The organism is Acetanaerobacterium sp. MSJ-12 (genome assembly GCF_018917875.1).
Taxonomy (GTDB): Bacteria; Bacillota; Clostridia; order Oscillospirales; family Ruminococcaceae; genus Bittarella; species Bittarella massiliensis.
In genome coordinates this window covers 108,268-122,361 of record NZ_JAHLPK010000003.1, presented here as the reverse complement: position 1 = coordinate 122,361, position 14,094 = coordinate 108,268, and the positions used below count along the sequence as shown (strand labels likewise).

Annotated in this window: 13 protein-coding genes; 3 read left to right on the top strand and 10 right to left on the bottom strand. The window is 65.2% G+C overall.

All coding sequences use genetic code 11. The annotated features are described in order from the left end of the window. Nucleotides 1–27: 27 nt before the first annotated feature. From KQI11_RS04270 to KQI11_RS04225, 10 genes are all read right to left on the bottom strand, one after another. The gene (locus KQI11_RS04270; protein ID WP_216401199.1) at nt 28–1,011 is read right to left on the bottom strand and encodes a GntR family transcriptional regulator; all 984 of its coding nucleotides are present in this window, start codon (nt 1,009–1,011) and stop codon (nt 28–30) included. A gap of 28 nt (nt 1,012–1,039) precedes the next feature. Then, nucleotides 1,040–1,603: a Fe-S-containing hydro-lyase gene (locus tag KQI11_RS04265; protein ID WP_185915218.1), complete on the bottom strand. Its 564-nt coding sequence runs from the start codon at nt 1,601–1,603 to the stop codon at nt 1,040–1,042. Between the two features lies 1 nt (nt 1,604). Beyond that, a complete protein-coding gene (locus KQI11_RS04260; RefSeq protein ID WP_216401198.1) occupies nt 1,605–2,444 on the bottom strand; it encodes a fumarate hydratase in 840 nt (279 codons plus the stop codon). A gap of 248 nt (nt 2,445–2,692) precedes the next feature. Continuing rightward, entirely contained in the window at nt 2,693–3,016 is a 324-nt protein-coding gene (locus KQI11_RS04255; protein ID WP_216401197.1) for a hypothetical protein, read from the bottom strand. Between the two features lie 123 nt (nt 3,017–3,139). Next, a complete protein-coding gene (locus tag KQI11_RS04250) occupies nt 3,140–3,355 on the bottom strand; it encodes a DUF3006 domain-containing protein (RefSeq protein ID WP_216401196.1) in 216 nt (71 codons plus the stop codon). Between the two features lie 4 nt (nt 3,356–3,359). After that, nucleotides 3,360–4,334, bottom strand: coding sequence for a ComEC/Rec2 family competence protein (locus KQI11_RS04245; protein ID WP_216401195.1), 975 nt, complete (start codon nt 4,332–4,334; stop codon nt 3,360–3,362). Then, nucleotides 4,280–6,226, bottom strand: a complete 1,947-nt coding sequence (locus KQI11_RS04240; RefSeq protein WP_216401194.1) for a YgiQ family radical SAM protein — start codon at nt 6,224–6,226, stop codon at nt 4,280–4,282. Before KQI11_RS04240 ends, KQI11_RS04245 begins: the two co-directional genes overlap by 55 nt. Nucleotides 6,227–6,308: 82 nt before the next feature. Next, on the bottom strand, nt 6,309–8,774 hold the full coding sequence (locus tag KQI11_RS04235) for an FtsK/SpoIIIE family DNA translocase (RefSeq protein WP_286172537.1): 2,466 nt from the start codon (nt 8,772–8,774) through the stop codon (nt 6,309–6,311). Nucleotides 8,775–8,963: 189 nt separating this feature from the next. Then, on the bottom strand, nt 8,964–9,161 hold the full coding sequence (locus KQI11_RS04230; protein ID WP_073260959.1) for a YlzJ-like family protein: 198 nt from the start codon (nt 9,159–9,161) through the stop codon (nt 8,964–8,966). Next, nucleotides 9,158–9,889: an ATP-dependent Clp protease proteolytic subunit gene (locus KQI11_RS04225; RefSeq protein ID WP_216401331.1), complete on the bottom strand. Its 732-nt coding sequence runs from the start codon at nt 9,887–9,889 to the stop codon at nt 9,158–9,160. The genes KQI11_RS04230 and KQI11_RS04225 overlap by 4 nt, the downstream gene beginning before the upstream one ends. Nucleotides 9,890–10,275: 386 nt before the next feature. Between KQI11_RS04225 and KQI11_RS04220 the strand changes: the two genes are divergently transcribed. The 3 genes from KQI11_RS04220 to KQI11_RS04210 are packed head-to-tail and all read left to right on the top strand — an operon-like array spanning nt 10,276 to nt 14,057. Beyond that, nucleotides 10,276–12,225, top strand: a complete 1,950-nt coding sequence (locus tag KQI11_RS04220; RefSeq protein ID WP_185915223.1) for an aconitate hydratase — start codon at nt 10,276–10,278, stop codon at nt 12,223–12,225. Continuing rightward, nucleotides 12,225–13,385: an isocitrate/isopropylmalate family dehydrogenase gene (locus KQI11_RS04215; protein ID WP_502757127.1), complete on the top strand. Its 1,161-nt coding sequence runs from the start codon at nt 12,225–12,227 to the stop codon at nt 13,383–13,385. The genes KQI11_RS04220 and KQI11_RS04215 overlap by 1 nt, the downstream gene beginning before the upstream one ends. 15 nt (nt 13,386–13,400) lie before the next feature. Continuing rightward, nucleotides 13,401–14,057, top strand: coding sequence for a redox-sensing transcriptional repressor Rex (locus KQI11_RS04210; RefSeq protein WP_185915225.1), 657 nt, complete (start codon nt 13,401–13,403; stop codon nt 14,055–14,057). Nucleotides 14,058–14,094: the final 37 nt, after the last annotated feature.

Genomic DNA, 14,094 nt, shown 5'->3' with positions numbered 1-14,094 from the left:
TTTCCCTCTTTTTCTTTAAAACCGTCTTTAGCGGCCCTTTTTGCCCCGGCGCACCTCTTCGATCTGCTCCTCAATGGCGAGGAGGGAGCCGCCGTCCACCAGGTAGTCGTAGCGGATGACCGTCTGCCCGGCCCGGGCGGCGGCGCGCACCCACTCCCCCTCCTCCTTTGAGCAGAAGCGGTTGTAGTTGGGGGGGAGGATGAGGACGGGGTGTCCCTCCACAAAGGACCGCACCCCCTCCTCGCCGAAGAGGCGGGCGTCCACCCGGCCGCCGTCGATCCCCAGGGCGGTGCAGCTGCGGCGGATGATCCGCCCGAACTTGTCGCTGGCGGTGAGGATGCCCACCCGCCCCTCCTCCGGGGCGCGGGCCAGGGCGGTCAGGGTCTGGTTGGAGGGGGAGAGCACCACCCGCACCAGCCGGCAGCGCCCCCCCACCGCCTGGGAGAGCTGGTGGAAGTGGGTGGAGGTAGTGATGACCAAATCCTCGTGGTCGCCGATTTTGTAGGGGGCGCCCAGCACGTCGTCCAGCAGGAACTGGTAGACGTCCACGTCCGCCACTCGGGAGAGCTGGTCAGCCATCTGGGAGAGGGCCTCGGTGTTGCAGTCCACTAGGGCCAGCCGCACCTGCTCATACCCCTCTTCCCGCTCCCGCAGCTTGAGGGAGAAGAAGATCTCGCTCTCCCGGCTGGAAAAGCCCAACTCCTCCATCCGGTCCAGCAGGGCGTCGATGGCCGCCATCGCCAAATCCTTGCGGCCGCCGGAGGCGCTCTCCTCCCGCCCCCGGACAAAGGTCCCCCGGCCCTGCACCATCTCGATGAGCCCCTCTTTTTCCAGCTCGTCGTAGGCGTGCTTGACGGTCCCCTGGGCCAGGCCGGTCTCCTCGGCCAGCTGGCGGACGGTGGGCAGCTTGTCGCCGGGGGCCAGCCGGCCCTCGGCGATCTGGCCGGCGACTGCCTCGGCGATCTGGCGGTAGACGGGGACCTGGCTCCCCTGCTTGAGCTCTATCTCCATGGGCGTCCTCCTCCCCCTTTTCGCTGTCTCACTTTCCGTCGCGGGCGGCCAGGTACTCCGCCCGCCCGGTCTCGTAGAGGTTTTTGCCGGTGGAATCGATGACCACCACGGCGGGGAAATCCTCCACCTCCAACCGGCGGACGGCCTCGGCCCCCAGGTCCTCGTAGGCCACGATCTCGGCCTTCTTGACACAGCGGGCCAGCAGGGCCCCCGCCCCGCCGATGGCCCCAAAGTAGACCGCGCCGTGCTCCTTCATGGCGGCGATCACCTCTGGCCCCCGCTTCCCCTTGCCGATCATCCCGGTCTCGCCCAGGGCGATGAGGGTGGGGGAATAGGCGTCCATCCGGTAACTGGTGGTGGGGCCGGCCGAGCCGATGGGGCGGCCCTCCTTGGCGGGGGTGGGCCCCACGTAGTAGATGGTGGCGTTTTCGATATCAAAGGGCAGGGGGGCGCCCTTCTCGGCCAGCTCCACCAGCCGCTTGTGGGCGGCGTCGCGGGCGGTGTAGATGACCCCGCTGATGAGGACGCTCTCGCCGCAGCGCAACTGGCGGGCGGCCTCGCGGGTCAGGGGGGTGGTGATCTTCTTCTCCATCTCAAAGCACCTCCGTCTTGTGGCGGGTCACGTGGCAGTTGATGTTCACCGCGCAGGGCAGCCCGGCAATGTGGGTGGGCATGGTCTCGATGTTGACGGCCAGGGCGGTGGTCTTGCCCCCAAAGCCCTGGGGCCCGATCCCCTTTTGGTTGATTTTTTCCAGCAGCTCCTCCTCGAGCCCGGCGTAGAAGGGGCTTTGGCTGCGCTGGTCGAGGGGCCGCATCAGGGCCTGTTTGGCCAACAGGGCGGCCTTGTCAAAGCTGCCGCCCAGCCCTACCCCCACCACGATGGGGGGGCAGGGGTTGGGGCCGGCGTCCTCCACCACCTGCAGCACGAAGTTGCGCACCCCGTCCAGCCCGTCGGAGGGCTTGAGCATCTTGATCTGGCTCATGTTCTCGCTGCCAAAGCCCTTGGGGGCCACGGTGATTTCGATTTGTTCGCCGGGCACCAGCTCGCAGTAGAGGAGGGCCGGGGTGTTGTCCCCGGTGTTGACCCGGTCCAGCGGGTCGCGCACCACCGATTTGCGCAACCGCCCCTCGGCGTACCCCTGGCGCACCCCCTCGTCCACCGCCGCGCGCAGGTCGCCGGCAATGTGGACCTCCTGCCCGATCTTCAAAAAGACGCAGGCCATGCCGGTGTCCTGGCAGATGGGCACCCCTTCGGCCCCGGCGATCTCGTAGTTTTGGATGATCTTGTCCAGGATGCCGCAGGCGGTCTCCCCGTCCTCGCAGGCGCGGCAGGCGCGGATGCGCTCCTGCACATCCTCTGGCAGACGGCAGTTGGCCTCGATGCAGAGGCGCTTGACCACCTGGGTGATCCGGGCGGCTTCGATCTCTCTCATAAAACCCCATTCCTTTCGCTGCGCCCCGGCGCAGACGGCAGGGCGGCCCTTCCCTTTTCAGGGCTGCCTCTGTCGAAATGATATAGTTCAATTTACCTCTATGGTATCACAATCTCCCCCCATTGCAACCCCCTGGCGAAAAAACAGGGAGAAGAAAAGAAAACGGCCGCCGGCTTTTTTTTTGAAAGGCCGACGGCGAGAAATTCTTTTTTTCGTTTGCTCCCATCGCCCCGCTCTCTCCCCTCTTTTCAGCGGGCCAGGGCAATGCAGAGGGCAACCAGCGCCGCCGTCAGGAGCAGGGCGGGCAGCCGCAACACCCGGGGGAGAAGGGGGATCTTCAGGCCGTACCGGGTCCTGGCGACGGCTGCCAAAACGCCGTAGAGCACCAGCATCCCCGCCAGGGGGGCGGCGAGGTAGAGGGCTGTGGACAGCGACCACTCCCCGCCCCGCAGCAGCAAGACGGCGGCAGCCCCACAGGCGGCGGCCAGCCCGAAGAAGGGGGCGCCCGACACCCACCTGGCAAACTGCAAAAAATCTCTGTCCGGCTGTTTTTGCAGCGGTTTTCTCTCCATCCGAGCCGCCTCCCCTCTCCCTTTACAGACCGCGTCCCTTTCCCCTTTCATTATAGCACCTCTCCCGGCAAAAGCTAGCGGCAAAAAGGGAGGGAGCAGAAAACCTGCTCCCTCCCACATCCGCTATTTTCCAGTCAGCCGGTCCAGCAGCGCCTGCAATTCGGCGCGGCGGCGGTCCCGCTCCTCCGGGGCGGGGCGCCAGCTCTCCCCCTCCCGACAGAGGACGTCCCCCTCCCGCAGGCCCTCCGGCAGCTCCGCCAGGGGGACGGCGCGGTTTTCGCCCTCGTCGTCCTGCAAGACGGCGAGGGGGCCCTCGATGCGGTCCACGCTGTAAAACATCCCCTCACTCCCCCTTCTGGCAGACGACATCCAGATCGCTGCCGTCGGTGGAAAAGACGATGGTGCCGTTTAGGTCGGTGCGCAAAAAGCGGACGCCCCGATTGGCCAGCAGGTCCACCGTCTCCTGGTGGGGGTGGCCGTAGGAGTTGCCCGCCCCCACACAGGCCACGGCGATCTCGGGGTCCACCCTGTCCAAAAAGGCCGCCGAGGTGCTGGTGCTGCTGCCGTGGTGCCCCAGTTTGAGCACCTGGGCCCCGATCTCCCCGGCCCCGTACTCCTCCAGCAGGTCCTTTTCGGCCTTTGTCTCCATGTCCCCGGTAAAGAGGAAGCGCTGGCTGCCGTAGCGAAAGAGGACCACGGCCGAGGTGTCGTTCAGGTCGTCATACCCCTCCAGCGGCCCCAGCACCGTCAGCCGGCCGTCGCCGTAGGTGAGCTGCTGTCCCGGCTCGCTGTACACCACCTTGACCTGGCTCTCGGCCGCCTGGGTGAGCAGGTCTTTGTAGGTCTTGGTGGTGGGCAGCTGGGTCTGGGGCAGGCGGGGCATCAGCAGGGTGTCGGTGGGGATGGCGGCCATCACCACGTCCAGCCCGCCGATGTGGTCGGAATGGGGATGGGTGGCGACGATGAGGTCGAGCTTTTCCACCCCCTGGTTTTTTAGGTAGTTCACCACCGTGTCGCCCTTGTCGTTTTCGCCCCCGTCGATGAGGACGGCGTGCCCGTCCACCAGGATGAGGGAGGCGTCCCCCTGCCCCACGTCGATGAAGTGGACCGATGCCTCCCCCTCGGGGATGGAGATGTCCGAGAGACCGAGGCTGGTCAACAGGTCGTTCCCGCCGGGGATGGCGCCCAGCCACTCCGGGTCCACCCCCAGCACCACCAGCACCAGGGCCACCAGGCTGACCAGCACCCCCAACAGGGCCTTTTTTATCTTTTCTTTTTGCTTTTTGCTCGTCCTGTGGACGGTTTTGCGCTGTGCCACGGCTCACGCCCTCCCTTCTGGCGGCCGGCCGGCCGCCTGCTCTGGCCCCGCTTCTCCCCCTGGGCCTGCCGGCGCGCCCGCAGGGCGGCGGCGGTCTTGGCGTCGGGCTTGACCAGGCACTCGGGCCCAAAGCCGATGAGGTCCCAGCGGCCCGCCCGCTTGAGCGCCTCCAGCACCAACTGCTGGTTTTGGGGCAGAAAATACTGGATCAGCGCTCGCTGCATGGCCTTCTCGTGGGGGTCGGTGGCCACGTAGATCTCCTCCAGGGTAAAGGGGTCCATCCCGGTGTAGTACATGCAGGTGGAGATGGAGAAGGGGGTGGGGTAAAAGTCCTGCACCTGCTGGGGGCGCAGCCCCTCCTCCTTCAAAAAGAGGGCCAGGTCGATGGCCTCTTTGAGCCCGCTGCCCGGGTGGGAACTCATGAGATAGGGCACCAGGTACTGCTTCTTGCCGATCTGCTTGGTCTTTTGGTAGAAGGCCCGCTGGAACTTGCGGTAGCTGGCAATGCCCGGCTTGCCCATGGCCCGCAGCACCCGGTCGCTGCAGTTTTCGGGGGCCACCTTCAGCTGGCCGGAGACGTGGTATTTCACCAGGTGGTCAAAAAAGGTCTGGTCCCTGTCCAGGTTCAGGTAGTCAAAGCGGATGCCCGAGCGGACAAACACCTTTTTGATGCCGGGGATCCGGCGCATCCGCTCCAGGATGTCGTCGTACTCCCGGTGGTCGACCTTGAGTTTGGGGCAGGGGGTGGGGGCCAGGCACTTGCGGCCGTTTTTGCACATCCCCCGCTCCAGCTGCCCGTCGCAGGAGGGGCCGCGGAAGTTGGCGGTGGGCCCCCCCACGTCGTGGATATACCCCTTGAAGCGGGGGTTGTGGGTCATCCGCTCCGCCTCCTCCAGCACCGACTCGGCCGAGCGGCTGGTGACGTGCCGCCCCTGGTGGACGGCGATGGCGCAGAAGTTGCAGCCGCCGAAGCAGCCCCGGTTGTGGATGATGGAGAACTCCACCTCCGCAATGGCGGGCACCCCGCCCAGCGCTTCGTAGCTGGGGTGGTAGGTGCGCTGGTAGGGCAGCGAATAGACCCGGTCCAGCTCCTCCCTCGCCAGAGGGCGGGAGGGGGGCGTCGCCACCAGCACCCGGTCTCCGTGCTTTTGCACCAGCAGGTGGCCGGTGGCGTAGTCGCACTCGTTGTACTGAATGGCCTGGGCCTTGGCATAGCTGCGCTTGTTCTCCCGCACCTTTTCAAAGCTGGCGCACTTCACATAGCCGTCGGGCAGCTCGCTCCGCTCGGCAAAGTAACAGGTGCCCCGCACGTCCCGGATGGCCGCCACCGGCTCCCCCGCCGCCAGGCGGTCGGCCACCTCGACGATCTGGTGTTCCCCCATGCCGTAGAGGAGCAGATCGGCCTTTGCGTCCTGAAGGATGCTGGGACGAACGGCGTTGTCCCAGTAGTCGTAGTGGGCAAAGCGGCGCATGGACGCCTCCACCCCGCCGATGAGGATGGGCGCCTCGGGATAGAGGCGGCGGACAATGTTGGAGTAGACGATGGTGGCCCGGTCGGGGCGCTTGCCCATCACCCCGCCGGCGGTGTAAAAGTCGGTGGCGCGGCGCTTTTTGGCCACGGTGTAGTGGTTGACCATCGAGTCCACGTTCCCCGCCGAGATGAGAAAGCCCAGGCGGGGCTGGCCGAACTGGGTGAAGGGGGCGTCCTCCTCCACATCCGGCTGGGAGAGGATCGCCACCTTGTAGCCGGCGCTCTCCAGCACCCGGGTGATGATGGCGCAGCCGAAACTGGGGTGGTCGATATAGCTGTCGCCGCAGATGTAGACAAAGTCGGGCCGGGTCCAGCCCCGCTCCTCCATCTCGGCGCGGCTGATGGGCAGAAAATCGTTCATGGGTGTCCTTTCCGGCGGGCGGTGCCGCACAGCAGAAGGCGGGCAGAGGGGTGTCCCCTGCCTGCCGCACTGTCCTTTTTCTCTAGTGCTCGAGGGCGTCCTGGTTGGCGCACATCTCCAGCCACTGCTGCCGGCTGATGAGCACCTTGCGGGGCTTGGAGCCCTCGAAGGGGCCGATGATCCCCCGCTCCTCCATCTCGTCCACGATGCGGGCGGCCCGGGCATAGCCCAGCTTCAGTTTGCGCTGCAGCATGGAGGTGGAGATCTGGCCGGCGTCCACCGCCACCTCGATGGCGTCGGGGAGCATGTCGTCCCCCTCTTCCCCGCTGCCGCCATTCGAGCCCTTGCCCTTTTCGGCGGCGGCCTGCTTGTCGATCTCCTCGATGATCTGCTCGTCATAGGTCTTGGGGGTGTCGGGCTTGATGGCCTCGACCACCCGCTCGATCTCCTCGTCGGTGACAAAGCAGCCCTGGATGCGGGTGGGCTTGGAGGCCCCCACCGGGAAGTAGAGCATGTCCCCCCTGCCCAGCAGCTTTTCGGCCCCTGCCCCGTCGAGGATGGTGCGGGAGTCCACCTGACTGGAGACGGCAAAGGCGATGCGGCTGGGGATGTTGGCCTTGATGACGCCGGTGATCACGTCCACCGAGGGGCGCTGGGTGGCGATGATCAGGTGCATCCCCGCGGCGCGGGCCATCTGCGCCAGGCGGCAGATGCTGTCCTCCACCTCGCCGGGGGCGGCCATCATCAGGTCGGCCAGCTCGTCGATGATGATGACGATGCGGTAGAGGGGCTTCTCCCCCCGGCTCTCGCAGAGCTTGTTGTAACCGCCCAGGTCGCGGACGTTGTTGGCCGCAAAGAGCTTGTAGCGGTTGAGCATCTCGGTCACCGCCCACCCCAGGGCGCCGGCCGCCTTGTGGGGGTCGGTGACCACCGGGACCAGCAGGTGGGGGATGCCGTTGTAGACCCCCAGCTCCACCACCTTGGGGTCGACCATCAGCAGCCGCACCTCCTCGGGGGAGGACTTGTAGAGCAAACTCAGGATGATGGAGTTGATGCAGACGGACTTGCCCGAACCGGTGGCGCCGGCAATCAACACGTGGGGCATCTTGCCGATGTCGGCCACCTTGACGTTGCCGGCGATGTCCTTGCCCAGGGCCACCGAGAGGGCGCTGCCCGCATCCCGGAAGGCCGGGGAGTCCAACATCTCCCGGATGCCCACCACACTGGTGTTCTTGTTGGGCACCTCAATGCCCACCGCCGCCTTGTTGGGGATGGGCGCCTCGATGCGGACGCCGGAGGCCGCCAGGTTGAGGGCGATGTCGTCGGCCAAGTTGGTGATCTTGCTGATCTTGACCCCGGCGTTGGGCTGCAATTCGTAGCGGGTCACCGCCGGGCCCCGGCTGATGTTGATGATTTTTGTCTGCACTCCAAAGCTCTTGAGGGTGTCCACCAACCGCTCCCCGTTTTGCTTGAGTTCGCGGGAGATGTCCCGGTTGTTTTCAGCGGGGGGCGGATTGAGCAGCCCCACCGAGGGGTAGTTGTAGGCGGGGGCCTCCTCCTCTTCCTCCTCGGGGGCGGCGAAGGGCTCTCCCTCCTCCCCCTCCCCTTCGGAAGCGGGCGCTTTTTCCTCCCCGCCGGGGACGACGGCCGAGGCGGGCTTGATGTCGGGGACGGTAAAGGTGAAGATCTCGGCGGGGTCCAGCTCCTCCTTTTGGGGGGCGGGGGCGCCGCCGTTTACGATTTTTTGCACCAGGGCGTCCAGGGCGTCCTCGTCCTCCTGGCGGCGGGCGGGGTCGGGCAGGGGCAGGGCCTCCTCCGGCTCCTGCGGGGGAAGGGCGGGGGCCGCCTTCTCCTTTTTGCGCCGGGGGGCGGGGCGCTCCTCGTCGGGCCCCAGGGGAATGTCGATGGGGCGGGGGCCGCCGATGTCCACATCGATGTTGGCCGCGCCCCGCTGCATCCGCTCGGCCACCATCTCCTTCGCCTGGCGGACCGGCTTCTGCACGCTCTGGTGCAGGTCCAGCAAAGTCTTGCCGCTGATGAACATCAAAATGACGAAGGCGGCGATCCCCATGGTGAGAACGGCGCCGGTCTTGCCGAACAGGGACAGCAGCGGCCAGCCCAGCAGGCAGAAGGCGAGGCCGCCGCCCCGCTTGGCCGCCCCCATGGCGTAGAGGTTGAGAAATTTGTCAAAGAAGTTGTTGCCCAGCAGTTCGGGGGCAAAGAGGAGCTGGATGGCCCCGCAGAGAAAGGCCAGAAAGAGGGCCCCCAGCAGCATGGGTTTGACGATCGAGCGCTTTTTGAGCGCCGAGGAGCCGGATATGTAGACCACCAAAGGCCCCACCAGGTAGGCCGCCAGCCCAAAGAGGCCAAAGAGGAACTTGTGCAGGGCGTTCCAGACATTCAGCCCGCTCACCAGGGCCAAAAAGGTCAGCAGCAGCCCCACCGCAAAGGCGATGACCGCCGCCATCTGCTGGCGAAAGAGTTTGTTTTTCTGGGCGGCGCCCGACTTGGGGGCCGCCCGCTTTCCGGTTGTGCGCTTCGTTGCCATGAAAACTCCTCAAATCAAGCCCCTGCCCTGCGCTGGCGCAGAGGGGGCAAATCGTTTGCTATTCGGGCCCCGCACAAAAAAGCGGGGGCCTGTCCCACCCAGCCGGCCAAAAAGGGGGCCGGCAGCCCTTCAAAAAGCCGTTTTTATGTAGGCCGCTCCCGGCGGGCGGGGGCGGCAGAAAAGGCCGGATCAGCGGTCCGGCGCCAAGGGGGCGCCGGGCTGAAACCCAGGCTCTAAAAAGGCGTTGGGGTCGGTGGAGATCAGCCGCTCCACCCGGCCGCCCGACACCTGGCAGAGCTGGCCGCCCGACCGGCAGTACTCCGGCGGCGGGGCGGCGGCCAAAGTCTCCATTATCATACCACAAGGGACCGGGGTGTGTAAAATCATTTGTTCGCCTTCTTCCCTGTTTTTGCGGGGGCGCTCTCCTCTTTTTTCCCCTTTTTGCGGGTGGCCGACTCTTTTTTGCGCTCCTCCCCGCCCTCGGGCGCGTCTTTGCGGCGGGATTCGATCTCCCGGTAGAGGTAGTTCATGGCCTCTTTGAGGCCGCCCAGCTCGTCGATGAGCCCTTCCTGGGTGGCCCGCTCCCCGTCCAGGACCGTCCCCACGTCCATCACCAGTTCGCCGGTGGTCATCATCAACTCCTTGAACCGCTCCTTGCCGATGCGGGAGTTGCCGGCCACAAAATTCAGGATGCGGTCCTGCATCTGCTCGAAGTAGGAAAAGGTCTGGGGCACCCCCAGCACCAGCCCGTTCATCCGCACCGGGTGGATGGTCATGGTGGCGCTGGGGGCGATGAAGGAGCGCCCGGCGGCCACCGCCAGGGGCACCCCGATGGAGTGGCCGCCGCCGAGCACCAGGGAGGCGGTGGGCTTTTCCATCCCGGCAATCAATTCGGCGATGGCGAGGCCCGCCTCCACATCGCCCCCCACGGTGTTGAGGATGACGATGAGCCCATCGATGTCGTCGCGCTCCTCAATGGCCACCAGCTGGGGGATGACGTGCTCGTATTTGGTGGTCTTGTTCTGGGGCGGCAGGATGAAGTGCCCCTCGATCTGGCCGATGATGGTCAGGCAGTGGATGGTGTAGCTGCCCTTTTGCACCGTCACCGAACCCATGTTCAGGATCTGCGCCTGTTCCTGTTGTGCCTGGGCCGCGTCCTGCGTCTCCTGCGCCTCCTCCGCCGGCTCCTCCCCGCTCACCAAAGATTGCTGTTTTTTGTTTTTCTCGCTCAAAAATGCCTCCGCCTTTCTGACTTTATGCAAATTTTTCACCCGCCAGCTGGGCGGTCCTATCCGTAAAGTCGGTATTCTCACTTGTTTTTATCTATTTTCTCCCGCTTTGCTGGGGATATGTGTTTTTCGATATTTTTGCAGGATTTCATTTTCATAAATTCATTTTGTAATCGTTAACCAATTGACAATACAGGGGGTGAGGGATTATACTTGTACATGATTTCTTATTTATAGAGCACATAGGGGAACAGACAGAAAGGACGATGCTTGTGGGACAGAATCTCGCGGAAAAGATCATCTCCGCCCATCTGCTGTCAGGCGACATGGCGCCCGGCAGCGAGATCGGCCTGAAAATCGACCAGACCCTCACCCAAGACGCCACCGGGACCATGGCCTATTTGGAATTCGAGGCCATCGGCATCCCCCGGGTCAAGACCGAAAAATCGGTCGCCTACATCGACCACAACACCCTGCAGTCAGGCTTTGAAAACGCCGACGACCACAAATACACCCAGACCGTGGCCAAGAAGATCGGGGTGGACTTCTCCCGCCCCGGCAACGGCATCTGCCACCAGGTGCACCTGGAGCGCTACGGCGTTCCGGGCAAGACCCTCATCGGCTCGGACAGCCACACCCCCACCGGCGGCGGCATCGGCATGCTGGCCATCGGCGCCGGCGGGCTGGACGTGGCGGTGGCCATGGGCGGCGGGGCCTACTACATCCCCATGCCCCGGGTCATCAAGGTGGAACTCACCGGGGCCCTGCGGCCCTGCGTCTCCGCCAAGGACATCATCCTCGCCGTTTTGCGGGAGCTGTCGGTCAAGGGCGGCGTCGGCGCGGTGATCGAGTACGCCGGCGAGGGGGTCGCCACCCTCAGCGTGCCCGAGCGGGCCACCATCACCAACATGGGCGCCGAGCTGGGGGCCACCACCTCCATCTTCCCCTCCGACGAGATCACCCGCCAGTTTTTGGCCGCCCAGGGTCGCGAGGGGGATTTCACCCCCCTCGCCCCCGACGCCGACGCCCGTTACGACCGGGTGCTCACCATCGACCTGGGGGCGCTGGAGCCCCTGGCCGCCTGCCCCCACAGCCCCGACAACGTCAAGCCGGTCGGGGCGCTGGGCGGCATCCCGGTGGACCAGGTCTGCATCGGCTCCTGCACCAACTCCTCCCTCTACGACATGCTCAAGGTGGCCCGCATCCTCAAGGGGAAGACGGTGCACCCCAACGTCAGCCTCACCATCTCCCCGGGGTCCAAGCAGGTCTTCACCATGCTGGCGGAAAACGGCGCCCTGGCCGACATGATCGCCGCCGGCGCCCGGGTGCTGGAATGCGCCTGCGGCCCCTGCATCGGGATGGGCCAATCCCCCAAGTCGGGCGGGGTCTCCCTGCGCACCTTCAACCGCAACTTTGAGGGGCGCAGCGGCACCGCTGACGCCCAGGTCTACCTGGTCAGCCCCGAGACGGCCGCCTGGTCGGCCCTGCAGGGGGTCATCAGCGACCCCACCGAAATCGGCGACCTGGGGGGGATCGAGATGCCCGCCCGCTTTTTGGTCAATGACAACCTGTTGGTCGCCCCCGCCGCCCCCGAAGAGGCCGGCGCAGTGGAGGTGGTGCGCGGCCCCAACATCAAGCCCTACCCCAAGACCGAACCCCTCTGCGACCACCTGAAAAAAGAGGTGGTGCTGAAGGTGGGGGACAACATCACCACCGACCACATCATGCCCGCCGGGGCCAAGGTCCTCCCCTACCGCTCCAACGTCCCCAAAATCAGCGAGTTCTGCTTCACCGCCTGCGACCCCGACTTCCCCGCCCGCTGCAAGGAAAAGCAGGGCGGCATCATCGTCGGCGGCCAGAACTACGGTCAGGGCTCCTCCCGCGAGCACGCCGCCCTCGCCCCCCTCTACCTGGGCGTCAAGGCGGTCATCGCCCAGAGCTTTGCCCGCATCCACAAGGCAAACCTGGTCAACGCCGGCATCCTCCCCCTGGAGTTTGCCGACGCGGCGGACTACGAGGCCCTCTCCCTCGGCGACGAGCTGGAGATCGTCGGGCTGATCGACGCCCTGAAAGAGGGCGGCCGGCTCACCGTCAAAAACAACACCCGCGGCACCCAGTTTGCGGTGCGGGCGGAGCTGTCCGAGCGGCAGGTGGAGATGCTCCTCTGCGGCGGGCTGCTGGACTACACCAAAAAAATGAGCGAAAGGCAGGCAATGAGATGATGGAAGAAAAAATGGTCTCCGCAACCGAACAGTTTGCCAAGGTTTTACAGGGCCAGTTGGAGCGCATCCAGCGGGTGAAGGAGCAGGGCGACTTTGTCGATTACAGCGGTCTCGACCAGATCGTGATCGGCGTCTGCGGCGGCGACGGCATCGGCCCCCGCATCACCCACGAGGCCCAGCGGGTCATCTCCTACCTGCTGCAAGACCAGGTGAAGGCCGGCCGGGTGGTCTTTAAAGAGATCGACGGGCTGACCATCGAGAACCGGGTGGCCCAGAACAAGGCCATCCCCGACGACGTGCTGGCCGAACTCAAGGCCTGCCACGTCATCCTCAAGGGGCCCACCACCACCCCCCGCAAGGGCGACCCCTGGCCCAACATCGAAAGCGCCAACGTGGCCATGCGCAAAGAGCTCGACCTCTTTGCCAACGTCCGCCCGGTGAAGGTGCCCGAACAGGGCATCGACTGGACCTTCTTCCGCGAAAACACCGAGGGCGCCTACACCCTGGGCTCGCTGGGGGTCAATGTGGACGAGGACCTGGCGGTGGACTTCACCGTCACCACCACCCAGGGCACCGAGCGCATCGCCCGGCTGGCTTACGACTACGCCCGCAAAAACGGCAAGGGCCGGGTCTCTATCGTCACCAAGGCAAATGTCATCAAGACCACCGACGGCAAGTTTTTGGAGATCTGCCAGAAGGTGGCCCAGGAGTACCCTGAGATCGCCACCGACGACTGGTACATCGACATCATGACCGCCAAGCTGGTGGACGAAAAGCGCCGCCGCGACTTCCGTGTCTTCGTCCTCCCCAACCTCTACGGCGACATCATCACCGACGAGGCGGCCGAGTTCCAGGGTGGCGTCGGCACCGCCGGCAGCGCCAACCTGGGCAAGCGTTACGCCATGTTCGAGGCCATTCACGGCTCCGCCCCCCGGATGGTGAAGGAGGGGCGGGACATCTACGCCGACCCCTGTTCCATGCTGCGGGCCGCCGTCCTGCTGCTCTCCCACATCGGCTACCAGGCCGAGGCGGACAAGTTGGAGCGGGCGCTGGACATCTGCATGTTTGAAGAGAAGAAGATGCACTGCACCGGCCGCGATACCGGCTGCACCTGCGAAGAATTCGGCAACTACGTGATGGACACCATCCAGTCGCTGTAAAAACGGGGTGTTTTTGTGAAAAAGAACGGCGTTTCCCTGTCTGTCATCCGGCGGCTCCCCCGCTACTACCGCTTTTTGGGGGACCTGCTGCAAAACGGGGTGGGGCGCATCTCCTCCAAGGAGCTGTCCCAGAAGATGAACCTCACCGCCTCGCAGATCCGCCAGGACCTCAACTGTTTTGGGGGCTTCGGCCAGCAGGGCTACGGCTACAACATCGAACAGCTCCACCGGGAAATCGGGCGGATCATCGGCGTGGACACCATGCACGACACCATCCTCATCGGCGCGGGCAACCTGGGCAGCGCCATCGCCGCCCACATGAACTTTGAGAAGCGGGGCTTTCGCCTGGCGGGGATCTTCGACTCCGACCCCCAAAAGACCGGCGAGATCATCGCCGGCCTGCCGGTGCGCTCCACCGGCGAGCTGGAAACCTTCTGCCGGGAAAACCACCCCACCATCGCTATCCTCTGTATCCCCAAGACGGCGGCCCCCAAGGTGGCCCCCCAACTGGTGGATCTGGGCATCACCGGGTTTTGGAACTTCAGCCACTACGACCTGCGGGTCGACCACAGCGACGTGGTGGTGGAAAACGTCCATCTGGGGGACAGCCTGCTGACCCTCTGCTACCAGGTGACCCACAACAGGCCGGAGGAGGACGAGGGGGAAAAATAAGCCCCTTCCCTCCCCCGCCGGCAGGGCGCAAAAAAAC